Genomic DNA, 24,392 nt, shown 5'->3' with positions numbered 1-24,392 from the left:
AATCGTGACCTGGATCGAGAAAACCTACCACCGGAAACGCCGCCAGCGCCGCCTCGGACGGCTAACGCCCATCGAGTTTGAGATAATCAATACCGGCCTCAAAGCCGCCTAACAACACTAAACCCCGAGAGTCAACGAAATCCGGGGCAGTCCCGTATCTCGCAGCCAGGGTAACTGCGTAACGTCACCCCTCGATAAAATCGGGGGAACCAGTAACTTGCCCTTTTGTTTATGGTCAGAAATTCGGCTGTTCCCCGATTGAGATTTTCTCTTTGCTCGGCTGCCACGTCCGCTCAAACTGATACTCCTAAGCCGTGAATGGTTTCCCTCTTGAACATCATAGGGTTTGGTGAAACCCAGTGGTGGTCGCAACGCAAGTGGCAACGAAATCTAGGCTGTCGTAGTCCTACGGAAGGCCAAAGCTTGGTGGTGACCACCACTGGCTGGAGCACATCCCCGACCACGAGTACAACGGCACCCGGCGCCCTGCCCCCCGCTCGCGGTCCATCGAGATCCATCAAGGCATCCAGCACTGCAATCAGACAACGGGGGCCAACCATGCACCCACCTATTCTCGGACAGGGCCTGGACGATTCTGCGGTCGGCCTGGGGTGCATTGGCGTGTCGCAAAGCTACGGACTCAACCCCGGCAGCCGCGAGCACGTGGTCGCTACTGTGATCCGCATCGCCTTCGACCTCGGGGTGACTTCGAAATCCGGGAGGGGTGCCGGGGTTGCCGGCATACGGCTGATCCGCAGATACCACAGAACGACAGTCGGCTGCCGAGTCCGGCTGCCCGGCACCCCGCCGTGCGCGCTTCGGACAGGAACTTGAGTCCATTGTCACCGCCAACCTTTCGCCCCGCTTCTAAGGATAGACCGGCGCCTGTCCTGTCCGTCCTGTCCAATCCTGTGGTCGATGGTCGATGAAGATCCAAGCCCTGCTCATCGATGTATCCCAAAAGGCAGGAGCCCGATCTCTAAACGATCCCGGCGCGTGTAACGTTCTGACTTTTGGCATAGGAGGCCAAAATGTAAAGCAACTGCTTCGGCTGTGTTTCTAAGAACTCGCGAAAAAAGGGACCGTAGTTGCCGTCAAGTGCATCGAATAGCTCTACCGGCTGATACCGGGTGAGACTGCCCAACCAAAAAAGTGTCGAGTAGGTGCTCAACCACTGCGGCATACGGCGATCATTTAGCGGTGCCAGGTACAGGTAGAAGCGTCTGTAAGGCGGAGCGGCAGTGACGGTCTGCCAGAGCTGGGTCCGGATGCTTTCGACGGTATCGACTACAACGTCTGCGGCTCGTCCTGAGTATGCAGTGGGCACAATTTGCTCCAACACATGAAACTGTGAGACCAAGTCCGCACCGGAATCCACCACGCCACGGAAATTTGCCTCGAGTCCTGATTCACGAAGGGTCTCCGTGAGACCACGACTCCGCGCTCGCAGGACATCTCTTCGCAACAGAATATTCAGCCATATCTGATTAGCCGCAGGGTCGTGGAGAAATCGGATAGCCTCGACTGGAATGAAGCGCTCTACTCGGGGTTGCGAAAATGCCTCACGCCACATGCGATGCCCAATTACGGACTGAGCTACGATGTCATTCACCGTATAGTGTCCAACCGGCAACGCACTTCCTTCAAGCGCCCAATGCAGTTCATCAACTGCACTCTTTTTCCCATTGGTTGTCGACGACTCCATCTGGAGAATAGCGGTGTTGGGGGCATGAGCCCTGCCGCCAACGACGGCCACACCATGGCTAACCTTTCCAACCATGCCCGAGCGACCCTTAGCCATCGCAATCGCCTTAGCCAAATTTAGGAATGAGTAGTAGTACAACAAAGGACGTGTCTCGATACTACTGGCGCGCTCGGCTGCGGTGAAGTATTCGCGAGCCTGTCGAACGAATGACGTCGCTGCAGCCCGTTCGTTTATAGGTCCAATCGACTCATTCACACTTCCAGCTATCACCGCCCATGGATCGGCAGCATAGAGCATCGAATGAATACCCCAGCGTCGGTTGGTGCGCGTCATGGGATGGAATGAGAATTCGAGTTCGCGGCCCTTCATCAACAAGGGCTCACCGACCCTCGCAACAGCAAGCTTCATTCCAGAAGCCTATCGCTAGATATCAGGAAACATCGGAGACGCGCCATAAGCAAAGCCGGGAGCAATTTGAGCCATTCTGAAGATTCCAGTTTTGACACTTACGGGTTCGACCCGCCGCCTTAGTCGCAGGTGGATTTCGGACGGGCAAGTCTCACCTCGCTACATGAGTATGTGGCAGAGGCGGTCAGAACACTTCTGAACAAGAAGTATTAGGACCTACGGAAGTTTGTCTCATGAAGAATATGCAGGAAGGGCCGGACCGGTAGTCAGCTTGTCCACATGTGACCAATAGGCCGCGCAGGTCATAGTCGAACCAGACGAAAAAGGCGGCTTCTGTATTATCGGGGCTATGGCCCGAATCCGCTCCCTTGTCCAGTCGCCTGCGACGTCCCGCGTCCACCCCACGGAGGTCGACGCAGAATGGTCCGTCGTCCTCACTGCGGCAGGTGCACTACTTCAGATTTCCACCTTTGGTTCAGATAGCAGAGCCAGCTCCCCCAAAGTTAGCCAAACAGTGCAAGTCGATCGGTCCACGGCCAAGCAACTCAAAGCAGCTCTAGAGAAAACTTTCCCGGGACTCTGAAACTGGAGAGCCACAGGCGGCACCTTCCACGGCGATCTAGCGTACTGCCCGGGGAGGTCAGTTATTCGGCTGATGGGTGGCTTGTTCCCGGTGGCGGCGTGGGGCCTGTGGTGTTTCGCTGGGCCGTCGGCTAGGAATGAACGTCTTCGCTGCCTCGGCGATCGTCTAGTGCCCGTTGAGTACCAATTTGGCGAGCCTCAAAGGCTTTTGGGGTTATCAGCATTGCATTAGCGCGGGAAATGAGGGCCTCCTGGGTGAGCAGCGGTCCTCAGATTGCTTGACAGCACGCCGGAAGACTTCCCTCATCCCTGAAATCTGTGCCATGTTCCATACGACCTCAACCAAATTCCCGGGTGTTACGTCTACTTGGCATAGCCGCTTGGATCGATTTTTTGATGATTTGGCGCCCGCCTGTTCAGACACCGCCTGGATGTCGGTCGGCTCCGCTACATTGAGCGTAGCGAGCGGCAATGGCCGATGCGCATCGATGTTCATGCATACAGTGGCGCGCCTGCCATGCGGGACTGACGGCGATTGATACGCTACTTCCGATCCAAATGACTGACAAACCCGAAGGAACCTATCTATGACCGGCCAGACCTACCGCATGGGCGAGATGTTCAGTGGCCCTGGAGGCATGGCTTTAGGTGCACGACTCGCCGCCCACGCTGTCGAAGGCGTCGAGCTGCAGCACGCTTGGGCAAACGACTACGATTCAGACACTTGTAAAACCTACCGGCGGAACATTCTTGTGCCCGAGTACGGCGACGCTGCGAGAGTGGTCCAGACTTCTGTGGACCTCCCGGGGGCCGGAGGAGGTGTCGTCCACCAGAACGTTCACGATCTCAATATTGCGGCACTCGGTGAGATCGACGGGTTCGCCTTTGGTTTCCCCTGCAACGACTACAGTCTCGTGGGCGAATGGAAGGGTCTAAGGGGCGAGTACGGCCCGCTGTATACGTACGGAGTTCAGGTCCTCGCGTCAAAGCAACCCAAGTGGTTCGTAGCTGAGAACGTGTCTGGGCTTCGTGGCGCAAACGAGGGTAGGGCGTTCAAACAGATTCTCCAACACCTCCAGGCACCCGACGACGGCCCGCGCTATCGTATCGTCCCTCATCTCTACTCATTCGATGAGTATGGAGTTCCGCAACGGCGGCAACGCATCGTCATCGTCGGGATTCGCGAAGACCTTGATGTGGAGTTCCGAGTCCCCTCGCCTGAGATTTACATGGGCATCGACGTTTCCGCGAAGTCTGCCCTCACCGTCCCGCCGATTGCGTTGAATGCCCCCAACCACGAGTTCACGCGTCAGTCCAAGCAGGTTATCGAGCGTCTCAGTTACTTGGAGCCTGGCGAAAATGCGTTCTCCCCTCGAGCTCTGGAAGTGATGCCACAGCGGCTCCACATCAAGACACGCACGACAATAAGTACGACCTACAAACGGTTGGAGCCGGAGAAGCCTGCATACACGGTGACAGGTGGCGGCGGCGGCGGTTCATACGTGTACCACTGGATACACAACCGTGCTTTAACAAACCGCGAGAGGGCGCGTCTCCAATCCTTCCCCGACGACTTCGTATTTGATGGCATCAAAGACAGCGTGCGCAAGCAGATTGGTATGGCGGTTCCGGTGAAGGGGGCGGAAGCAATCTTCACCGCGCTCTTCAAGTCCTTCGCCGGGATTCCGTATCCGTCAATCGAGCCTAATATCGAGGTCGCGAGAGTTCTCTCATCGGAGTCAACGAAGGCGGCGTAGCCGAAAACATCGATGGTACTCGACCGAGAGTTGGCCGACAGAATATGGGGGGCGAAATGGAGTCAGAGCTAATAACGCCGAGCGTAAACCTGCTCGAATCCATGCGTTCAGTTGGCTACTCGACTGAGGCCGCTGTTGCCGATCTCATCGACAACAGCATCACCGCAAAAGCGCGTCACATCGTCGTCGACGCCGACGTCGTCGACGGTAGGTTTCTGGCAGTCCTCGACGACGGCCGCGGCATGACCGCGGAGGTGGCCCGCGAAGCACTAAGGCTCGCAGGCTCCGTCGGAGATCGCGAAGACTCGGACCTTGGCCGTTTCGGCCTCGGGCTCAAGACCGCTTCGCTGTCGCAGGCACGGTGCCTCACGGTCGTCACGAAACGTGCCGGTACGGTCACGGCATTGCGCTGGGACATCGACTTCGTTCGCGATTCGGGTCAGTGGCTCCTCATCGTGTTGGATGAACCAGACCTCAGTGAACTACCACTCTGGTCCGAATTCGATGCGCAGCCGACCGGAACCCTCGTTGTCTGGAGCGAACTAGATTTGTTACTCGGTGACACGAGTGCACCCGGGGCCTTTCTCGCCGAGCGGCTTAGCGGAGTCCGCTCCAGTCTCGCGCTTATCTTCCATCGGTTCCTCGCCGGCGGGCGTGACCGGCTCAGTATCGGGGTCAATGGAATCGCCCTCCGGCCAATCGACCCGTTTCTATCGGACAACCCGAAGACCCAACGAACCAACCCCGAGACTATTCAAATCGGAAACTCCGCGGTGCGCGTTGAAGCCTTTACCATGCCACATCCGTCAGGTCTCAGCGCAAAGGAGCGGCTACGGCCAGACTTCGGTGACGGCATGCGGGAAGCCCAGGGGTTCTACGTCTATCGCAACCGTCGCCTCATTTCGCACGGGCATTGGTACGGCCTGGCACGAATGAACGAGTTGTCGAAGCAGACCCGCATTCAGGTAGACGTCCCAACGTCGCTCGATGCGCTTTGGCAACTCGACATCAAGAAGTCTCGGGCTGAACCCCCGCAGTCGTTCAAGTTGCGACTCCGACAACTCATTGACCCGATCCTCAACCGGGGGCACAGAGTCCACACCTTCCGCGGCCGGCGCGCGAACGCCGAGGTCGCGCACGTCTGGACGAAACTGAAGACCCGCGACGGCTTCGGCTACGAGGTGAACCTCGAAAGTCCGCTTGTTGAGTCGGTCCTGTCCCGCCTCGACACCGACGACGCCGAACGGGTGGTCGGCCTGTTGCAGACCATCGCGAGCACCTTCCCGGTCATGGACGCCTACCTCGAGGTCGCCACGAATGTCCCCTCAATCACCACAAAGCCCGAGCGTGAGGCACTCATCGCGAGCCTTCGGAACATCCGACGGTCAGAGCTGTTCAGCACAGATCCCGATATTGCCGTGACGCAACTTGCCAGTGTCGAGCCGTTCAACAGCCTTGACGACTTGAGCACCCTAATCAATCTCGTCTGGAAGGACGCCGATGCCGCTGAATAACCGTCAAACCGATTTCAAGGGGTACCTCAAGGAGCAGTTGTTCAACAGGGTCCGTCCGCTGACATTCGACGAACTGGAGACGAAGGCTTCAGGGTTCGCCTCGTTGCTGTTCGAGGATCTCAGCGCGATGGAGATCGACGAAGTCCTCCAGGAGTTGACCCTGGAGAACGCCGTCGAGATGGCCCTAGGTGACTCAATCGTCGACCCGAAGACCTTCAAAACCTGGATAGCCCAGCGCCGGGATGAGATCGAGACACCGCGTTGGAACGCGTACAAGAAACTGCTCATCAGCCGCGACTGGGAAGCGAACGTCATCAACACGCTCGACTCGCAGACCGACGACGTCGTCGAACTGCTGGGCGATCCGACGCAGGTCGACGGGACATGGCCCCGACGTGGCCTTCTCATGGGTGAGGTGCAGTCCGGAAAGACGGCGACCTACCTCGGCATCCTCAACAAGGCGCTCGACTACGGATACGCCGTAATCGTCGTTATTGGCGGCCACACCGAGAACTTGCGGCAGCAGACACAGACGAGATTCGACACCGACCTGCTTGGGATTGATTCGGAAACGTGGGAAGACGGCATCAGCAACGCCGCCATCCGGTACGTCGGCGTCGGTGAGACTTCCGGTCTCCGCGCCCACTTGATGACGACGGTTCGACACGACTTCTCCAAGTCAAAGCGCAGTTCCAGCATCACCTGGGTTGACGGCGGACTCCCGACGGTATTCGTCACCAAGAAGACCCCCTCACTCCTGGAGAACATCCGGACTTACATCAAGAGCCAGGCGCCAGGCGGCCGGCTGGACATCCCCCTCATCGTCGTGGACGACGAATCCGACTGGGGAAGCCCGAACACACGCGACAAGGCAGACCCGACGAGCGTCAACAAGGCGATCCGCGCACTCCTAGACGTCTCGACACGGAGTTCCTACCTGGCAATTACGGCCACCCCATTTGCCAACATCTTCATCGATGACAGGGCGGCGTTTGAGTTCGTCGAGAAGCCGCGGCGTGGAGAGCCGGTAGCCGACGGCCCCGGGGCCGTGCTCAACGACCTGTTCCCGAGCGACTACATCCGGGTCACGTTCCCGCCGTCCACGTACCGCGGAATCGGGACGTACTTCCCCGACGGCGGCCACGCGGCGATCAATACCGAGGTCAACGACTGTCTCGCAATCATTCCGATCAAGCACAAGAATCACCACCCCGTCACCGCGCTCCCCGCGTCGATGGAAACCGCCGTGACCGAGTTCCTCCTGGGGACGGCCGTGCGCCGCATCCGCGACCAGAGGGTCAAGGCCGCGTCGATGCTCATCAACGTTTCTCGGTTCAAGAGCGTGGAGCGCGAGGTTTCGGAACTGGCAGAAGAGTTTGTCCGGCGGACAGTAGACCTGATCCTCGGCGAGCTCGCCCGGCAGACCACGACCAGAAGCGTCGGCGCAAGGACGATCGAGGACGTGTGGAATGTGCGATTCGCCAACGTGACTGACGTTGCCTGGGATCAGGTGGCGGAGAAACTTGTCGAAATCGCGCCGGAGTTCCGGATAGACCTCATCAACGGTGACACCGCGAAGGAGCGCGCGAAGCGCCGGAAACTGATGACCGTCGCCGAGCGGGAAGCCGACGACCTCGTCCCGAAGATCGTGGTCGGCGGCGACATCCTCTCGCGCGGTCTCACCCTTGACGGCCTCCAGGTGAGTTATTTCGTCCGGGAACCCCGCACCATGGACACGCTCATGCAGATGGGGCGCTGGTTCGGTTACCGCCCCCACTTCGATGACCTCGTGCGCATCTGGATGCCGGACGGGACCCGCGCGGATTTTGAACATTCAGCCGAAGTGACCGACGAACTGCGGGAAACGCTCGTCGATATGAAGGCCCGTGGGCTCACGCCGAGGGACTTCGGGTTGCGGGTGCTAACCCATCCCGACAGTGTCGATATTGTCGCGGCTAACAAGGGACGCGACACCCAGTTCGTCGAGATTGGACCGACCGTCTGGCAGGACAAACTCGCGGAGTCCTACGACCTCACCGGCGACCCCGATGTTGACCAGACCAATCAGGCAGCCGTCGAAGAACTGATCGCCCGGCTCGGCACTACCGAATCGGTGAAGACTAACAAGGAGTTTGATTCCTGGCAGAACGTTCCCCTCGACGCAGTGCAGGATTTTTTCCGAGCCTTTCAGGGCGACCGACGTAGCCAGTGGTTCGGTCGGGGCGCCGGCGGCACACTACCAATCACGGATGCCTTCAAGATTGCGCCCGGAAGCGAGCGCTGGAGTGTCGTGTTGGTGGATAGCGGCGAAGGAAAGCCCCACCAGTTCGGCAAGGACTTCGAAGTCAAGATGAGCGTCCGAAACAAGATGGGGCGTAGCCGCTTGGACGGGCACATCCGGGTCGACCGTCGGCGCGTATCCTCCGCTGGCGACCTCATCGGTTCGCTCCTCGAGTCGGAGCGAGAAGCGATGGAGGCACAGCCGCGCATCACGAGGGACGGGCGACCGATGTCATCGCAGGCGTGGACACTCTCTTGGATCAGCCATCCGATCCTGATGATCTACGCCGTCACTGCCGATGAACCGACGGCGCCTGAGGACTCCTCCGATCTCTCGCAGGTTGAAACAGGTCTGACGCGGATCGCGGTGGCGATTGCATTCCCTAAGATGACCCAGGAAGAGATCGAGGACGCGACGCGCGACTCGAAGACCTACCAGGTCAACCAGGTCTACTGGCGCGCCTACAACGGCTTCGTTGAAGACCAGGGTGACGACGAAGTCGACGAGGACGGTCTCTGATGGACACCCCTCTCGTGGAGCCGCTGTTCGAGCAGGTGCTCGCCGCCGCGAGCGGTCGGATGATCGTCATCAGCCAGGCCCCCTTCATGTTCGCTGCGGTCAATGACAATGGGCGGGCCGCCCTATTCGTCCGCGTCTCACTCACCCCGTCGCAGGTCGTCAACGACGGCCAGGGTTTCTCAGTGAAGACCACGCGTAGCGGAAACAACGACTATGTCCAGATCACGGCCGCTGACCGGGGCCTACCACCCCTGTTCCTGAAACTGGTCGAGTACGTCCTAGATCGAGTGTCCGCGTCGACGTCGGTCGACGAGGGCGCCGAGGTGCTGATCCGCTCGATCGAGGAGTATCGGCGCTTCGTCGGTCAGCGCCGCGGTCGCCTTTCTGAAGCCCTAGTGCGCGGCACCTTCGCGGAACTTCTGTTCCTGCGGGCAATCATCACCGCTGGCATGAGCGTCGAGGATGCCGTGACGGCCTGGCGGGGGCCCTGGGCTAAGGCGGGACTAGGCGTGCATGACTTTACGTTCGCCAATGGGCGTGGGATCGAGGTGAAGTCGACTCACCAGCCGCCCGACACAGTTCGAGTGTCGTCCCCAGGCCAACTCGTGCCCTCAGATCAACCGCTCGATCTCCTCGTGCTGCCGGTCGAAGACGCGCCGGATGGCTCCACCGCTGCGATTCCGTTCCGTGCGTACGTGCAAGAAACCGGCGAAGTCGTCGCGGCTGCCGGTCCCGGTGCCGCGGACAAGTGGGATGCAGCATTGGAAGCTCTTACTCTTGACCTTTCCGACGAGTGGTACGACAAGTACCGTTTCCTGCCCGGCGAATGGCGACGGTTTGCAGTGAGGCAGGGATTCCCGCACCTCGACATCCCATCCCTTCCCGCCGGGATAATCGACGTCCACTACTCCCTCGAACTGCTGAGGCTCACTCCCTTAGCGGCCCCGTTCAGCGAACTCCTCAGCGAGATGGAATTGCCGTGAGCATCGAAGTCGATGACCTTCGCAACGAGATTAAGGTCGAGGCCGTCGCCGGCGACGGTGCCTTCGAGATTGAGGCGTTCGCCGCGGTGTTCGCCCGAAGGCTCGAAGATGCGGAAGCCGCCGCGAATCTCAATGTCGAGCCGCTTCGCTGCAACGGACCGCGAAGGAAGCGTCTCGAACTGCTTGGGTACGCAGAGAGTCCAATCGAGCAGTCCCTCGTGATTCTTGCCGGACGGTACTTCGGCAGGGACGCGGCGCTCACCATGACCGATGCCAAGGACGCTATCGGACGCGCGACCGGATTCATCGAGGCGGCTGTCGACGGCTGGCTGACGACGAACCTGGAGATGTCGTCGCGCGAATGGGAGTACGCCGATTACTTCTCGAAGCAGATCGCTGGCGACAAGATCGCCAGGATCCGGGTCATCCTCATCACCGATGGCCTGATGAGTGATCGGATTCGCACGATTGAGAGTGGCACTGTCGCTGGCCTGAAGGCTACCTACGAGATCTGGGACCAGCGGCGAATCGTGGACGCCGCTCTTCCCGAGCGCGGCAGCGAAGACATCCATGTTGACTTCACGAAGTGGCTGTCCGATGGTCTTCCTTGCCTAGTCGCGCCCAGCAGCGACGAGGCCACCCGGACCTACCTTGCGGTCATCCCGGCGCGGGTCCTTGCGGATGTGTTCGACGAATACGGCAGCCTGCTTCTGGAATCGAATGTCCGGACTTTCTTGAGCGCACGGGGCCAGGTGAACCGCGGCATCCAGAGCACCCTGGCTCTGGAGCCAGCACGATTCTTGTCGTACAACAACGGGCTGACAACGACAGCGACGGAGGTGGAACTCGGTCGCTCGCCGGATGGGACGACGATCCGCAGCCTCGATCGCTGGCAGATCGTGAACGGCGGCCAAACGACCGCCTCGCTTGCACACTTCCTGCGCAACAACAAGAACAAAAACATCGATGAAGTTTTCATCCAGATGAAACTCGTGACGGTCAGCGAATCCGACTCGGCAACGGTGGTGCAGGCAGTCGCCAAGTACGCGAACAGCCAGAACAGGATTAGCGCAGCAGACCTATTCTCCACGCATGAGTTCCACATCCGCATGGAACAAATCAGCCGGCGACTCAAGGCGCCGGCCAAAGAGGGGCAACAGTACCAGAGCGGCTGGTTCTATGAGCGTGCGCGAGGGCAGTGGGAGAACGCACGTACTGCGCGCGGATCGGCTGGCGAACAGGCGAAATTCGAGTTGGAGTACCCGAAGTCACAACGGATCACGAAGACCGACTGGGCGAAGTACGATTACTGCTGGAATCAGCATCCTGAGCTCGTCAGCAAGGGTGCCCAGTCAGTCTTCGCCGACTACGCAACGAAGGTCGATACGCAGTGGACCAAGGACGATGGCAAGGGTGCAGACGCGTATGGAGACGGCTACTTCCGCACAAGCATCGGCAAGGCGATCATGTACGAGACACTACGCTCCGCGGTGCTCAAGCAGGATTGGTACAAGGCGGCTCCGGGCTATCTCGCGAACATAGTTGCTTATGCAATCTCTCGCTTCGCCCTACAGATCGGAGTCCAGTTCGGCGGAGCCAGATATGATTTCGGTCGAGTATGGCAAGGCCAGGCGATCAGCGACCCAACAATTGCAGCGCTCATCGAGATCGCGTACGCGGCTCAGCAGCACCTCACCGATCCGAATCGCCTCCAGGCGAACGTGACCCAGTGGGCGAAGCAGCAGGCCTGTTGGGAAGGGTTCAAGAAGGTCGCCATCCGCCTAAAAGATGCTGTCCAGGGCGAGCTCGTCACCGCTGACGAGGCCCGGGTCGAAGCTTCCGACCATCGTAAGGAACGAGCCATGGACACCGGCTTCGAGGCCGTCCAGCGGGTCCTTTCCGTTAAGGCGGAAGTGTGGGAGACGATGTACAGCTCAACGACCCAGGTGCCGATTTCTCCCGCTGAAAAGAGCCTCGTGCAGACGTTCGGCCTGCGGAGCGGTAAGGTGCCCTCAGATCGTCAGGCAGCAGTCCTCTTGCGCCTACTGCATCGCATGGCTGACAACGGTCTCCTCAGCCGGGACGCATACTAGACCGGCCCCGCCAGCGAGGAGGTGCGGCGAACAGTTTCAGATCTACTCGGCAAATGGACCCAAGTAGCGGTAGAAGGGACTCTGCGACGTTCGGCCGGCGAACGACTCAGCGGCAAAATAGGGTGCCACTAAGCGTGAGTGAATTAGGCCAGCAGCCCTAATTCGAGCAACGCTTTTCAGACGATCGCGGGCATATTAAACTTCTCCATGCGCTCCTTGACGGCGACACCCAGCGAGACGATCCTGGAGGTTCCTGGCCCTCACCCATATTTCTTTGCCCCTCGCCTCGTTTACGAAACGCAACGCGATCCCACACCCACCCCTTACTGTTGATCCTGCACCTAACGAAACCGTTTACGTAAACCGTTTTCCGAAACCGATTACGTAACGCGAGCAGCAGACAACAAAGACACCCTCAGGGAGGAGGAACAGTGGTCACCATCCGCGATGTCGCCAAGCACGCCGGCGTCTCCCCGGCCACCGTCTCCCGGGTCGTCAACGGGCTCGTGGGCTACTCCGATGAAACAAGGGAACGCGTCGAAAACGCGGTCAAGAGCCTCAGCTACGAAACGGACTACCTTGCCCGGGGGCTCAAGACCCGGCAGACGTCCGTGATCGGGCTCCTCGCGCCCATGGTTTCGGACGCCCTGGCCTCACAGGTCATGCAGGGCGTCGAGGAGGAAGCCCAGGAACGCGGCTACGCGGTGATGCTCGGCCGCACCGGCGCCAAGTCCGCCTACATCGCCGGCTACCTCCGGACGCTGCGCACCTACCGGGCCGCCGGCGTCATCCTCATCTCCGCGGTGATCACGCCGGAGACGAGGCAGCTGCTGGGGCCCAACGTCCCCATCGTCTCCGTCGCCATCAGCGACAAGTCGGGCTCCCCCAGCGTGGCCATCGACGACGAGCAGGCAGCCTACGACGCGACCCGTCACCTGCTGCGGCTCGGCCACCGCCGCATCGGCCTCCTGACCGGCGATCCGGCGTCCATCTACGTAGCCCAGCCCCGGAAGCGCGGCTACCTCCGCGCCATGACGGAAGCCGGCTGCACCCCCGTGACGGCGACCGGCAGCTTCTTCTACGAAAGCGGCGCTCCCGGCGTCGACGACCTGCTGCAGCAGGAACCCGGCCTCACCGCCATCTTCGCGATGAGCGACGAGATGGGTGCCGCCGTCGTCAATGAACTGCAGCGGCGCGGGCTGCGGGTGCCAGAGGACGTCTCCGTCCTGGGCTTCGACAACACGTCGACCTCCCTGCACGTGAACCCGCCGCTGAGCACCATGGCCCAGCCGCTCGAGGAAATGGGGCGGATGGCCGTGAAAAAGCTGCTCCGCTCCCGCGACCTGGGGCCAAAGATCATGCCGCACCGGCTGATCGAACGCGGCTCCACCGCCCCGCCCGGTTCAGCCCCGCCGGGCAGCCAAGATCCCACCAGCTAAGCCCCACCAAGACCACCCGCCACCGGCGGCAGCCGGCACTCCCCCGTGCCACAAACCGGCCAGCCGCCGCAGTTCCGCATGCACCAAACCACCCGCACCACCCACTTCGCACCACACCCGAAACAAGGAGCAACACATGAGGCAGCGCCGCCGCACCTGGCAGACTCTTCTCGCCACCACCGCATCCCTGACCGTCGCCGTCGTCGCCCTCACGGGCTGCGGCGGGACCGCCACGGAATTGAAGAGCACCCCGAAGGCCGCCGCGTCCTTCGAGGGCAAGGGCCCCATCAACTACGTCTCCAACCGCGACGCCTCCGGTGCCGCGAACAAGACCATCGAGGAGTGGAACGCCGCCCACCCGGAGGAGAAGGTCACGTTCATCGAACTGCCGGACTCCGCGGACCAGCAGCGCCAGCAGCTCATCCAGAATGCGCAGATCAAGTCGGACACCTTCAGCGTGCTGAACCTGGACGTCGTCTGGACCTCCGAGTTCGCCGCCAACAAGTGGATCCTGCCGCTGCCCGCGGACGCCGTCCCCACCGACAAGATGATCCCCGCCACGGTCAACGCCGCGACGTACCGGGATTCCCTGGTCGGCGCCCCGTACTACACCGACGGCGCCCTGTTCTACTTCCGCTCCGACCTGCTCAAGGCCGCCGGCATCGCCGTCCCGCCCAAGACCTGGGACGAGATGAAGACCGCTTGCAAGGCGATCCTGGCCCTCCCCGAAGCCGCGGGCATGTCCTGCTACACCGGCCAGTTCGACAAGAACGAGGCCCTCACGGTCAATTTCTCCGAGGCCGTCGCCTCCGCCGGCGGATCGATCGTCGACGCCGACGGCAAGCCCACCGTCAACACCCCCGAAGCCAAGGAAGGCCTGAACCTGCTGGTGAACGGCTTCAAGGACGGGCTCTTCCCCTCCGACGCCATCACCTACCTCGAAGAGCAGGGCCGCCGCGCGTTCCAGGACGGCAAGCTCGTCTTCATGCGCAACTGGCCCTTCCTGCACGCCTCCCTGAGCGCCACGGACGGCTCCAGCCAGGTGGCCGGCAAGTTCAGCATCACCTCCATCCCCGGCACCGACGGCCCCGGCGTCTCCACCCTGGGCGGCCGCAGCCTCGCCATCTCCCCGTTCACCCCGAACAAGGCCACGGCACTGGAGTTCGTCAAGTTCTTCACCAGCGAGGAGCAGGCCCAGAAGCGCCTCGCGCTCAGCTCCCGCGCCCCGGTGTACGCCACCCTGTTCGCGGATCCCGCCGTCGTCGCCAAGCGCCCGTTCTTCCCCACCCTGCTGACCTCGCTGAACAACGCCCAGCCGCGCCCCAAGGTGGTCCAGTATGGCGCCACCACCAAGGCGATCCAGGAAGAGGCCTACGCGGCCATCACCGGCGCCAAGGACACGGACACTGCCCTGAACGACATGCAGGCCAAGCTCACCGAGCTGACCAAATAGTCCCGCACTAGTCCCAGCAGTTCAGACCACACGCCTGGCCGGCCGGTCCACCCCGGCCGGCCAGGCAAACTGCAACTCCAGTTAGGTACCAAGCATGACGACGACGACCGCCCCGCCCGCCGGCGCGCAGACCGGCACGCCCCACGCAGGCAGCCCGCGCAGACGCGGCAAACGCTCCCCCGGCGAAGGCCGCATGGCCGCGATGCTGCTCTCCCCCACCATCCTGGTGCTGGCCCTGGTGATCGTGTACCCGCTGCTCTCCGCGGTGCACCAATCCCTGTTCCGCGCCGAATCCGGCCTGGACGCGGACGGCTTCGTCTCCGACGTCGAATCCTTCGTGGGCCTGGCCAACTACGCCGACCTCTTCGTCGGCGAATCCGGCCGGCGCTTCCTGAACGCCTTCGCCAACACCACCTTCTTCACCGTCACCACGGTGTTCCTCGAGACCGTCCTGGGCCTCTGCCTGGCACTCGCCATGAACCGCGCCTTCCGCGGCCGGTCCTTCCTCCGCGCCAGCATCCTGGTCCCGTGGGCCGTGCCCACCGCCGTCTCCGGCCTGCTGTGGCGCTGGATCTTCCAGTCCGATGGCATCGCCAACAACTTGCTCGGCAGCGAGATCCTCTGGACCGCCGAAGGCAACGCCTCCAAGGTGGCCGTCATCATCGCCGAAGTTTGGAAGACCGCCCCGTTCATCGGCCTGCTGGTCCTCGCCGGCATGCAGATCATCCCCGGCGAGGTCTACGAAGCCGCCAAGATCGACGGCGCCGGCTGGTGGCGCCAGCTCGGCTCCATCACCCTCCCACTGGTCAAACCCACCCTCCTGGTGGCCGTGCTCTTCCGCATGCTCGACGCCCTGCGCATGTTCGACCTGCCCTTCGTGCTGATCGGCCCCGGCAAGGAATCCGTGGAAACCCTCTCCATGCTGGCCTGGGACGAATCCAACCAGCTCCGCTACGGCTCCGCCTCCGCGTTCGCCGTCATGCTCTTCCTGTACGTCGCCGTCGTCGCGATCGTCTTCGTGAAGGTCCTCGGCGCCGACGTCACCGGCGCCAAGGAACTGAAGCTGATCTCGAAGAAGTCCCGCACCAAGGCAACCCGCACCCAGAAGGCCGAGGCCACCCGATGACCATCTCCGACCTCCGCAACGTGGCCTCCGACTCCGGCGCACCTGAGGCGACGGCCGCCGTCGTACGCCGCCCATCCAAAGCGGGCAAGCCCAAAGCCAAGCGCACCTGGCGCTCCTACACCGTCTACGCCGGCCTGGCCCTGATCTTCGGCTACTGCCTGGCCCCGTTCTACTGGATGCTGGTCTCCAGCCTCCGCCGGACCGCGGACATCTTCGACAACACCCTGCTGCCGGCGCCGTTCTCGCTGGAGAACTACGCCAAGGTGTTCGACGGCTCCACCATGTTCGGCCAGGCCCTGCTCAACTCCCTGATCGTCGCCGGCACCACCACTACCTTCGCCCTGGTCCTCGGAGTCTTCGCCGCCTACGCCATCTCCCGGCTGAACTTCCGCTTCAAGTCGGTGATCCTCGGCGTCGTCATCGCGACGTCGATGTTCCCCGGCATCTCCGTCGTCGTCCCGCTGCTGCGGCTCTTCACGGACATCGGCTGGATCAACACCTACCAGGCCATGATCGTACCGAACCTGTCCTTCGCGATCCCGCTGGCGGTCTGGAACCTCACCACCTTCATGAAGGCCCTGCCGTTCGACCTCGAGGAAGCCGCCATGATCGACGGCTGCACCAAGTGGCAGGCGTTCCGCCGTGTCCTGCTGCCACTCGCCGCGCCGGGTGTCTTCACCACCGCGATCCTGACGTTCATCCACAGCTGGAACGAGTTCATCATTGCGCTCTCCATGATCAACGATCCGAAAATCCAGACGGCCACGGTCGCGATCTCCAAGTTCACCGGCGCCACCGAGTTCCAGGCGCCCTTCGGCGAGCAGATGGCCGCCGGCGTCATCGTCACCGTACCGTTGGTCATTATGGTGCTGATCTTCCAGCGGCGGATCGTCGAAGGCCTCACCGCGGGCGCCAGCAAATGAGCCCTCTCGAGGAAACCGCCCTCGCGCCGTCCGCGGAGTGGTGGCAGTCCGCCGTCATCTACCAGGTCTATCCCCGCTCCTTTGCCGACGGCGACGGCGACGGCGTGGGCGACCTCGCCGGGCTGATCGCACGGCTGCCGTACATCGCCTCCCTCGGCGTCGACGGCATCTGGATGACCCCGTTCCAGCCCTCCCCGCAGCTGGACCAGGGCTACGACGTGACAGACTACTGCGGCGTGGACCCGCTGTTCGGCACCATGGAGCAGTTCGACAAGTTGCTGGAGCTCGCCCACTCGCTGGGCCTTCGGGTGCTGCTCGACGTCGTCCCCAACCACTGCTCCTCGGAGCACCCGCTGTTCCAGCGGGCCCTCGCTGCCGGCCCGGGCTCGCCGGAACGGGACATGTTCCACTTTGTGGAAGGTCACGACGCCGAGACGCCGCCGAACAACTGGCAGAGCGTGTTCGGCGGCCGCGCGTGGAGCCGCGCCACTCCGGGCTCGGAGTCGGACAAGGACTGGTACCTCCACCTCTTCTCGGCCGGGCAGCCGGACTGGAACTGGCGCAATCCCGCCGTCGGCGACTACTTCGACGGCGTGCTCCGTTTCTGGTTCGACAAGGGCGTGGACGGCCTCCGGATCGACGTCGCGCATGCCCTGTTCAAGGCCGAAGGCCTGCCCGACTCGCCCACCACGGGAGGGGTGGTGGACGGTCTGCGGTCCAACCCGCAGGTCTCGGACCAGGAGGAAGTCCACGAGGTCTACCGCCGCTGGCGCACCCTCGCCGAAAAGTACCAGCCGCACCGCCTGCTGGTGGGCGAGGTCAACCTGGAACCGGCCCGCGCTGCCCGCTACACCCGCGCCGATGAAATGCAGCAGGCCTTCGCGTTCTCCTTCGTGAAGCTCGGCTGGGACCCAGCAGCCTGGGCCGCCGTCGGGAACGAGCTCGAAACCGCCCGGCAGCTCCACGGTGCCACCCCCACCTGGGCGCTGGAAAACCACGACATCGTCCGCTCCGTCACCCGCTTCGGCGGCGGCGAGCTGGGCAGTGCCCGTGCCCGCGCGGCACTCGTGGCGTTGCTGGGCCTGCCCGGCCCGGCCTACATCTACCAGGGCCAGGAGCTCGGGCTGTCCGAGGTCGACGTCCCGCTGGAGTCCCGGGTGGATCCCATGTGGGCCCGCGGCGGAGTCTGCCGCGACGGCGCCCGCGTCCCGCTGCCCTGGACAGACGACGCGGCGCTGAACCACGGCTTCTCGCTCACTGACACCGCTGCGGATCCGTGGCTCCCGGCCCCCTCAGGCTGGGGCACGCACGCGATCGAGCTTCAGCAGCAGGATCCCGAGTCCTCGCTGGCGTTGGTGAAGTCTGCGCTGGAGCTGCGCAGGCTGCTCTGGAAGAACGAGGTCTTCGGCCCGAACGACGACGGCACCTGGCGCGTCGAAGCCGGCAACCTGCTGATCTGCGAACGGAGCGCCGACTTCTTCGTCGCCGTGGCGATGGGAACCGAGCCGGTGCAGTTGCCGGCCGGAACGGTGCTGTTCAGCGCAGAACCGCTGGCCCTCGACTGCTGGCTGCAACCGAACAACGCCGCCTGGGTGCTGCGGGGCTGACGCCACCGGTACGGCTCCCAGGGACTGACCGAAATGCCCATGCTGATCGCCGAGGTGGATTTCAGCGGCATCGCCCGCGCGCTCGGTGCCGAGTCGGCGATCATCCGCTCGCTGGCGGACCTTGCCGCGGTCACGGGCTGGATCGACGCCGGCGCCAAGGGGACCTTCGTGGCCGACTGCCGGATCACGTCGAGCGTGCGGGCGCCATGGCTGAGCGAGTGGATGCAGGCCTCGCAGGCCGCGAAGGCGGCGGAGGCGGGGTAGTTTGCGGAGCCGTTGGGCTGGGCGGCACCCAGCCCACCCGCCGCCGTCGTACTCCCCGATGGCGGCCGCCGGCCAGATGAACCGTCGGCTACGCCCTATCGCACCGGACTATCGGCGAACAAGCCGCCACAGCGACGTGACCTCGGCCGTGCGCGCCTCGAACAGAGGATCGTCGCGGTCCGATGCCTTCGGATGCGTTGGCCTGGTGTCCAGGCGTTCCACCACCTTGAGCCCAGCCGCCTCGATGGCGTCCAGCAGATCGTCACGCGTCCGCAGGCCAAGGTGCTCGGCCAGGTCGGAGAGGACAAGCCAGCCCTCACCGCCCGGTTCCAGATGGTCAGGGAGTTCGTTAAGGAAGCGGAACAGCATCCTGCTTCCGGGGTCGTATACGGCGTTGTCCAGGCTGGAATGCGGCGTGGCCGGAATCCAGGGCGGGTTGCACACGATGAGGGGTGCCCGCCCGGGCGGGAACATGTCGGTTAGGACGGCCTCAGCACGGTCCTGGACACCGAGGTTCCGGAAATTCTCAGCGGCGCAGGCGATCGCACGCGGTTCATTGTCCGTCGCCACCACCCGGTGGACGCCACGGTGCGCGAGGACGGCAGCGAGCACACCGGTGCCGGTTCCGACGTCGAACGCCAGCGTGTCAGAGGGCAGCGCAGCGGCGGCCACGAGATCCACATACTCACTCCGGGTGGGGAAGAACGTGCCATAGTGCGGGTGGATGCGGCCCTGCAGGGCATCGACGTAGACGCCATTCCGCCGCCACTCGTGGGCGCCAATCGCACCGACAAGCTCATGCAGGGACACAACGGAAGATTCGCCGATCTCACCGTACGCTTCGGCGGCGGCCTCTTGGATATCCGGTGCGCGGCGCAGCGGCACCACCGGGCCCGGCTCAAGAGGTATCAGCAGCAGGCCGAGAATGCGTGCACGGTGCGAGCGCGACTGGCGGTGCCGGTAGAACTGATCGGCCGGAGTTCCTGCGATCTTCTTTCCGGCGCCGATCCGCCGGTCCAGGGCGTTGAGGATCTGCCGTGCGTTGTGGAAGTCACCGCGCCAGAGCATCGCGATCCCCTGTGACGCCATCCGGTTCGCATCATCGGCCGTGAGGGAGTCGTCGACCACTTCGACGCGCGTCGGCGCCGGTCTGGCGTTCGCCGAACGCCATCGCGCGGTCATGCTCTCACCAGCCTCGGCCCAGGTCACGACGGCGGGATCATTCATCGCAGCTGTGCGCGCGGGCTTGAGAACCGGCGTCGGGATTCCCAAGGGAGCTGGCGTATCGGTAGTGATATAGATCCATTCCAAGAGTCCGGGGGGCCGATCGGCGACTGACGATTGCGGCGGTGATTCCACGACGTGGAAGGCGACGGCCCAAGATTCCGGACCGTCATCCGGCCGCGAACCGAGCTTGGTTGATGGCCGCTGTAGCCATTCAACCTGCATTGTCAGGATACAGGTGTGCCGTGGCCGCCACCCGCTCGCCAACACCCGCCTATATTTGGCTTTACCGGGCAGATTTGCACGCTCGTTACAGGACTCAGTCTGACTACAACCGCCGCTGCCGGGACATCGGGAAAAGCTCCCTCACCCTCGCCACCATATCCAGCGAAGCATCCACCGCCCGCACCCCAGGCTCAAGACCGAGATCAGCTTCCACAACCCCCATCGGGTCCACAAGGATGCTCCGGCCAACGGAGACGGGCGGGGCCTGGCACACGCCGGCGACGTACACGCTGTTCTCGATGGCGCGGGCCGCATTCAGCGCCAGCCACTGCTCGTCTTGGTTGCCCGGCACCCAAGACGAGCAGACCAGCAGGATCTGGGCGCCGGCGTCGGCCAGTGACCTGGCCAACTCCGGGAACCGCAAGTCGTAACAGGTCATGAGCCCGAACCGCGCTCCGCCGGACTCAAACACCACCGGACTGGTGGACGGCCCCGGCTTGATGAACGTCGATTCCCCGAAGCCCTGCGCGTCGAAGAGGTGGATCTTCCGGTAGAAGGCGAGCCGGGCGCCGTCGGACCCGAAAGCCACCAGGGTGTTGTAGGCCTTGCCCGATTCCTCCGCGGTTTCCACCACGCCCGCCACCAGCGCGATGCGGTGGCGGCGGGCTATGTTGGCGAGCTCCCGGCAGATGGGACCATCCAGCGGCTCGGCCACCTCTGGAAACGTTGCGTCCACCTTCTTCTTCTCGTAGGTGGCATACTCCGGAAAGGCGACCAGCGCTGCGCCGTCGAGGACGGCCGCGGCGGCGAACCGGTCGATCGCAGCGAGGTTGGCCTGGATGTCGGTGCCCGACTCCAGCTGCCCGAGCGCAATCCTCACGGTTGATCCTTCCCTCTTGTCGGGCGGCGGCATCTGGTCACGCGGTACGGCTCAGGCGACCGATTCAACCGTCGCCTTTTCGGTGGCCGACATCTCCGGCGGCGCCACTTTGAAACCGCGCGTGATCAGGGCCAGGACCACGATCCCCAGCACCAGCCAGGACACTCCCAGCGTAATGGCGTTGCTATCCAGCTGGGAGAGCAGGTAGGCGCAGACGATAGCGCCGACCGCCGGGACCACCACGTAGGACACGGTGTTCAGGCGGTTCCCGGCACGGCGCTGGCCCACGTAGTAGAAGACCACAGAGACGTTGACCAGCGTAAAGGCGGTGAAGGCACCGAAGTTGATGAACGACGTCGACGTGGCGACATCCAGGAAGATCGCGATCAGCCCGACGGCGCCGGTGATGACGATGTTGACCACCGGGGTGTGGAACTTCGCGCTGAGCCGGCCGAAGACAGCCTTGGGCAGAACGGAGTCACGGCCCATGGCATACATCAGGCGGGAAGCGCTGGCCTGCGCCGCGAGTCCGGAGGCGAACTGCGCCGCCACCAGACCGGCCAGGAAGACCGCACCGAACAGCTGGCCGCCAATCTGCACCGCAATAGAGCTGGCCGCGGAGGCCGAGTCCTCGAACACCCCGCCGGGGTGGACCAGCTGCGTCACGTAGGACACCGCGACGAAGATGCCGCCGCCGATCAGCGCGATGAGCATGATGGCGCGGGGCATGTTCTTACGGGGATCGACGGTTTCCTCGGTGAGCGTGGTGACGGCGTCAAAACCGAGGAACGAGTACGCGGCGATGGCGGCACCGGCCGAGATGGTGGCGAAGCTGGAGGTGTCGTTGGAGAACGGCTGGGTGCTGGCGAGGCCGCCGGCGCCCTGGGTGGACACCACATGTCCGATGGATAGCGCCACGAAGAACACGATGACAAGCAGCTGGAAGGCCATCAGCACGTAGTTGGCCTTGTCCGCCACCTTGATGCCCAGGATGTTCAGCGCCGTGGTGATGAGGATGAAGCCCACAATCCAGACTCCGATCGGGATCCCGGGGAACTGCGCGCTCAGGTAGGAGCCGCCGATGAGCCAGATGACCATGGGCAGGAACAGGTAGTCCAGCAGGATGGCCCAGCCCACCAGGAACCCAACCCTGGGATCGATGGACCGGCGGACGTAGGTGTAGGCGGAACCGGCCACCGGGTAGGCGACAGCCATCCGGCCGTAGCTGTGCGCCGTGAACAACATGGCGACCATTGCCACCAGGTAGGCGGCCGGCGATGCCCCGCCGGTGGTTTCGGCGATGATGCCGAAGATCCCCAGGACGATCAGCGGGGTCAGGTATGCCAGTCCGAACAGGACCAGGGAGGGCAGCTTCAGCGTGCGGGTCAGGGTGGGTGTTGTCACGGTTTTTCCTTAGGCGTTGAAGGACTGGGGAGCCCAGGCAGGCTGGCCGGCATCGACCGCCGCAGCGCCATCGACGCCGTCCGGCTGCGGATCGGCATGGCCATTTCGCTCGGGCTGCTGAAACCCGGCGAGCGCCTGCCCGACCAGGAGAACGTGGCGCGGGGCCTGTCAGTGAGCCCTATTACCGCCCGCCGGGCGCTGGCGAGCCTGGCTGACCAGGGCGTGGTGGTCCGTCGCCGCGGCCGGGCCGGCGGAACGTTCGTGGCCGATGTACCCCCGCGGAACGTACTGGCCGAACTGACGGCATCACCGGCCGAGTCGCAGGCGGTAAATCGGCTGGTGGACCGGAGGCTGCTGTTCGAATGCGCCGTCACACACTACGCAGCCATCAACGCGACGGCAGAGCAGCTGGATGAGCTCGACCGGTTGACGCACAGCATGGCCGCGTCTGCGGACTGGTCCGGCTACCACCAAGCAGACGAGCAGTTCCACCAACTCGTGGGCACCGCGTCGGGACTTGGTGCCGCCGTCGAGGCTTATCACGAGACGCTCGCAGAGCTCTATGCCTACTTCATTCCCTATCCCATCGAGCTGCTGCACAAATCCAACTGCGACCACGTCGAACTGGTGGCAGCCCTGCGTGCCGGCGATGTGCGGGAAGCCGTGGAGGTTTCGCGCAAGCACGTGGACATCCTGCACCGCACGATGTTCATGGGCCTGACGGACGGCGGCGACACCGCTGACCGGGGACGGCTGGCTGCACCCTCACAACGCAGTCTGGGTGCTGCGGGACTAGGCGTGCTGCCCGACTGAGCCGATCTGTTCACTCCAGGTCCAGTTCCCCGAACTCCCCAGTCCATCTGGCCTCCCTAGGTTGGTCGAGTCACCGGCGCAGCGCCGGTGACCGCCATCCAGGAGGAACCATCACCATGCGCACACCCCTGATTGCCGCGGCCACCGCCGCGCTCATCGCCTCTTTGGCCAACCCCGCCGTCGCCGCTCCCCCGGAAGCGGGCCACGCGCCGTCGTCGAACATTGCCGGAACCGTAACGTCCGAAATCAGGACCACCGCGAGCGCCGCTTCCTTTGACCTCCAGTCCCACCGCGGAGGCCGCGGCGAGTGGACCGAGGAATCCCTGGCCGCGTTCGCCAACTCGCTGAAACTCGGAGTGAGCACGCTCGAGCTGGACACCCACCTGACCGAGGACGGCAACGTCATCGTCTGGCACGACGACACCATCCAGGCGGACAAGTGCCGCGACACCTCTCCTGCGGCTTCCGGCGACTCCGACTTCCCGTACGTCGGGGACCGGGTCGCCGAGCTGTCGCTCGCCCAGATCAAGACCCTGGACTGCGGCTTCACCCAGCTCAAGGGTTACCCGGAGCAGGACGTCATCGAGGGCAACCGGATCGCCGAGCTCAAGGACGTGTTCCGGCTTGTGCGCAACGCCGGCGCTACGAAGGTCCGCTTCAGCATTGAGACCAAGGTAGAGAGCGGCCGGCCCGGCGGGGCGGGCATGGTGGCCCTGACCCAGGCCGTGGTCAAAGAGATCTACACCGCCGGCATGGCCCAGCGGACCACAGTGGAGTCGTTCGACTGGTCCTCGCTGAATCTCGCCAAAAAGATCGCCCCGCAGCTTCCGGTCGCCGCCCTGTCCAGCGGCGACGCCTGGCTCCAAGTCGGCAAGCCCGGCGCCAGCCCCAACCTCGGCGGCATCGACATCGATACCTACGGCGGCTCGCTCGCCAAGGCAGCGGCAGCACTGGGCTACAACGGGATCTCCCCCACCTTCCATTCCGTCACCCCCGGCATGATCGCCGAAGCCCACGCGCTCGGGCTGCCGGTGATCCCGTGGACGGTCAACACCCCGGCGGACATGGAGCGGCTGATGGACCTGGGCGTGGACGGCATCATCACCGACTACCCCACGCGCCTGCGCACGGTCATGGCGGATCGCGCGATGAAACTCCCCACGGCCTACGAACTCAAGGGCTGACGCGCTGA

At 63.3% G+C, this 24,392-nt stretch carries 17 protein-coding genes; 13 read left to right on the top strand and 4 right to left on the bottom strand.

The features are described 5' to 3' along the window. Nucleotides 1-979: 979 nt before the first annotated feature. Nucleotides 980-2,113, bottom strand: coding sequence for a YaaC family protein (locus ABIB51_RS18575; protein WP_354190676.1), 1,134 nt, complete (start codon nucleotides 2,111-2,113; stop codon nucleotides 980-982). Nucleotides 2,114-3,282: 1,169 nt separating this feature from the next. Between ABIB51_RS18575 and ABIB51_RS18570 the strand changes: the two genes are divergently transcribed. From ABIB51_RS18570 to ABIB51_RS18520, 11 genes are all read left to right on the top strand, one after another. After that, nucleotides 3,283-4,452 (top strand): DNA cytosine methyltransferase, encoded by a 1,170-nt coding sequence (locus ABIB51_RS18570; protein WP_354190674.1) that lies wholly within the window; start codon nucleotides 3,283-3,285, stop codon nucleotides 4,450-4,452. A 56-nt stretch (nucleotides 4,453-4,508) separates the two neighbouring features. Then, the gene (locus tag ABIB51_RS18565) at nucleotides 4,509-5,966 is read left to right on the top strand and encodes an ATP-binding protein (protein ID WP_354190672.1); all 1,458 of its coding nucleotides are present in this window, start codon (nucleotides 4,509-4,511) and stop codon (nucleotides 5,964-5,966) included. After that, nucleotides 5,953-8,766, top strand: a complete 2,814-nt coding sequence (locus tag ABIB51_RS18560; RefSeq protein WP_354190670.1) for a Z1 domain-containing protein — start codon at nucleotides 5,953-5,955, stop codon at nucleotides 8,764-8,766. Before ABIB51_RS18565 ends, ABIB51_RS18560 begins: the two co-directional genes overlap by 14 nt. Beyond that, nucleotides 8,766-9,749, top strand: a complete 984-nt coding sequence (locus ABIB51_RS18555; protein ID WP_354190668.1) for a PD-(D/E)XK motif protein — start codon at nucleotides 8,766-8,768, stop codon at nucleotides 9,747-9,749. The genes ABIB51_RS18560 and ABIB51_RS18555 overlap by 1 nt, the downstream gene beginning before the upstream one ends. Continuing rightward, nucleotides 9,746-11,842, top strand: coding sequence for an AIPR family protein (locus ABIB51_RS18550; protein ID WP_354190666.1), 2,097 nt, complete (start codon nucleotides 9,746-9,748; stop codon nucleotides 11,840-11,842). Before ABIB51_RS18555 ends, ABIB51_RS18550 begins: the two co-directional genes overlap by 4 nt. A gap of 431 nt (nucleotides 11,843-12,273) precedes the next feature. After that, complete coding sequence (locus ABIB51_RS18545; protein ID WP_354190664.1) at nucleotides 12,274-13,281, top strand: LacI family DNA-binding transcriptional regulator; 1,008 nt, start codon at nucleotides 12,274-12,276, stop codon at nucleotides 13,279-13,281. A gap of 136 nt (nucleotides 13,282-13,417) precedes the next feature. Next, complete coding sequence (locus ABIB51_RS18540; protein ID WP_354190662.1) at nucleotides 13,418-14,734, top strand: ABC transporter substrate-binding protein; 1,317 nt, start codon at nucleotides 13,418-13,420, stop codon at nucleotides 14,732-14,734. Nucleotides 14,735-14,828: 94 nt separating this feature from the next. Continuing rightward, complete coding sequence (locus ABIB51_RS18535) at nucleotides 14,829-15,860, top strand: carbohydrate ABC transporter permease (RefSeq protein ID WP_354190660.1); 1,032 nt, start codon at nucleotides 14,829-14,831, stop codon at nucleotides 15,858-15,860. Then, nucleotides 15,857-16,783: a carbohydrate ABC transporter permease gene (locus tag ABIB51_RS18530; RefSeq protein ID WP_354190658.1), complete on the top strand. Its 927-nt coding sequence runs from the start codon at nucleotides 15,857-15,859 to the stop codon at nucleotides 16,781-16,783. Before ABIB51_RS18535 ends, ABIB51_RS18530 begins: the two co-directional genes overlap by 4 nt. Continuing rightward, on the top strand, nucleotides 16,780-18,390 hold the full coding sequence (locus ABIB51_RS18525) for an alpha-amylase family glycosyl hydrolase (RefSeq protein WP_354190656.1): 1,611 nt from the start codon (nucleotides 16,780-16,782) through the stop codon (nucleotides 18,388-18,390). The genes ABIB51_RS18530 and ABIB51_RS18525 overlap by 4 nt, the downstream gene beginning before the upstream one ends. Nucleotides 18,391-18,423: 33 nt before the next feature. Then, the gene (locus tag ABIB51_RS18520) at nucleotides 18,424-18,654 is read left to right on the top strand and encodes a thiamine pyrophosphate-dependent enzyme (RefSeq protein ID WP_354190654.1); all 231 of its coding nucleotides are present in this window, start codon (nucleotides 18,424-18,426) and stop codon (nucleotides 18,652-18,654) included. Between the two features lie 108 nt (nucleotides 18,655-18,762). Here ABIB51_RS18520 and ABIB51_RS18515 read toward each other — a convergent pair whose 3' ends face one another. The 3 genes from ABIB51_RS18515 to ABIB51_RS18505 form a co-directional block, all read right to left on the bottom strand. Beyond that, nucleotides 18,763-19,881: a methyltransferase gene (locus ABIB51_RS18515; RefSeq protein WP_354190652.1), complete on the bottom strand. Its 1,119-nt coding sequence runs from the start codon at nucleotides 19,879-19,881 to the stop codon at nucleotides 18,763-18,765. 325 nt (nucleotides 19,882-20,206) lie between these two features. Next, nucleotides 20,207-20,983 carry a carbon-nitrogen hydrolase family protein gene (locus ABIB51_RS18510; protein WP_354190650.1) on the bottom strand — a complete coding sequence of 259 codons (777 nt, stop codon included), beginning with the start codon at nucleotides 20,981-20,983 and terminating at the stop codon, nucleotides 20,207-20,209. 51 nt (nucleotides 20,984-21,034) lie between these two features. After that, nucleotides 21,035-22,387, bottom strand: a complete 1,353-nt coding sequence (locus ABIB51_RS18505; RefSeq protein ID WP_354190648.1) for an APC family permease — start codon at nucleotides 22,385-22,387, stop codon at nucleotides 21,035-21,037. 24 nt (nucleotides 22,388-22,411) lie between these two features. Between ABIB51_RS18505 and ABIB51_RS18500 the strand changes: the two genes are divergently transcribed. Next, nucleotides 22,412-23,200, top strand: coding sequence for a FadR/GntR family transcriptional regulator (locus ABIB51_RS18500; protein WP_354190682.1), 789 nt, complete (start codon nucleotides 22,412-22,414; stop codon nucleotides 23,198-23,200). A 116-nt stretch (nucleotides 23,201-23,316) separates the two neighbouring features. After that, a complete protein-coding gene (locus ABIB51_RS18495; RefSeq protein ID WP_354190646.1) occupies nucleotides 23,317-24,384 on the top strand; it encodes a glycerophosphodiester phosphodiesterase family protein in 1,068 nt (355 codons plus the stop codon). The last annotated feature ends 8 nt before the right edge of the window (nucleotides 24,385-24,392 follow it).

The sequence above is a fragment of the Arthrobacter sp. UYCu712 genome (assembly GCF_040547005.1).
Classification (GTDB): Bacteria; Actinomycetota; Actinomycetes; order Actinomycetales; family Micrococcaceae; genus Arthrobacter.
Note: the sequence above shows the minus strand (reverse complement) of the source record. Positions and strands in the feature narration are given on the sequence as shown.

What these genes read in the sequence shown, in the direction of transcription:
- ABIB51_RS18575 (WP_354190676.1), bottom strand. Translation starts at nt 2,113, where the DNA reads ATGAAGCTTGCTGTTGCGAGGGTCGGTGAGCCCTTGTTGATGAAGGGC.
- ABIB51_RS18570 (WP_354190674.1), top strand. Translation starts at nt 3,283, where the DNA reads ATGACCGGCCAGACCTACCGCATGGGCGAGATGTTCAGTGGCCCTGGA.
- ABIB51_RS18565 (WP_354190672.1), top strand. Translation starts at nt 4,509, where the DNA reads ATGGAGTCAGAGCTAATAACGCCGAGCGTAAACCTGCTCGAATCCATG.
- ABIB51_RS18560 (WP_354190670.1), top strand. Translation starts at nt 5,953, where the DNA reads ATGCCGCTGAATAACCGTCAAACCGATTTCAAGGGGTACCTCAAGGAG.
- ABIB51_RS18555 (WP_354190668.1), top strand. Translation starts at nt 8,766, where the DNA reads ATGGACACCCCTCTCGTGGAGCCGCTGTTCGAGCAGGTGCTCGCCGCC.
- ABIB51_RS18540 (WP_354190662.1), top strand. Translation starts at nt 13,418, where the DNA reads ATGAGGCAGCGCCGCCGCACCTGGCAGACTCTTCTCGCCACCACCGCA.
- ABIB51_RS18535 (WP_354190660.1), top strand. Translation starts at nt 14,829, where the DNA reads ATGACGACGACGACCGCCCCGCCCGCCGGCGCGCAGACCGGCACGCCC.
- ABIB51_RS18530 (WP_354190658.1), top strand. Translation starts at nt 15,857, where the DNA reads ATGACCATCTCCGACCTCCGCAACGTGGCCTCCGACTCCGGCGCACCT.
- ABIB51_RS18525 (WP_354190656.1), top strand. Translation starts at nt 16,780, where the DNA reads ATGAGCCCTCTCGAGGAAACCGCCCTCGCGCCGTCCGCGGAGTGGTGG.
- ABIB51_RS18520 (WP_354190654.1), top strand. Translation starts at nt 18,424, where the DNA reads ATGCCCATGCTGATCGCCGAGGTGGATTTCAGCGGCATCGCCCGCGCG.
- ABIB51_RS18515 (WP_354190652.1), bottom strand. Translation starts at nt 19,881, where the DNA reads ATGAATGATCCCGCCGTCGTGACCTGGGCCGAGGCTGGTGAGAGCATG.
- ABIB51_RS18495 (WP_354190646.1), top strand. Translation starts at nt 23,317, where the DNA reads ATGCGCACACCCCTGATTGCCGCGGCCACCGCCGCGCTCATCGCCTCT.